Source organism: Streptococcus pseudopneumoniae, assembly GCF_038148935.1.
In the GTDB taxonomy this organism is placed as follows: Bacteria; Bacillota; Bacilli; order Lactobacillales; family Streptococcaceae; genus Streptococcus; species Streptococcus pseudopneumoniae_U.
The window spans coordinates 1-247 of record NZ_JBBJZX010000268.1; the positions used below are offsets into that span (position 1 = coordinate 1).

At 36.8% G+C, this 247-nt stretch carries 1 pseudogene; it reads right to left on the reverse strand.

The window, feature by feature from the left end:
• Positions 1–247, reverse strand: a pseudogene (locus WKI42_RS10925) (tryptophan--tRNA ligase); the annotation flags it as partial.

Here is a 247-nt window from a genome sequence, read left to right on the forward strand (position 1 = left end):
TACTTTTTTACGCAAAGTATCCGCATCATCAGCTAAATAAATACCATTATTAAGGGATTTAGACATTTTAGCATTTCCATCTAAACCAGGTAAACGACCCGCTCTCTCATTTTCTGGATAAATACCTTCCGGTTCTACCAAGACATCACAGTTATATGCATTGTTAAAAGAACGAACAATTTCACGAGTTTGCTCAATCATTGGCTTCTGATCTGTCCCAACAGGAACATAATCAGCTTTGAAAGCT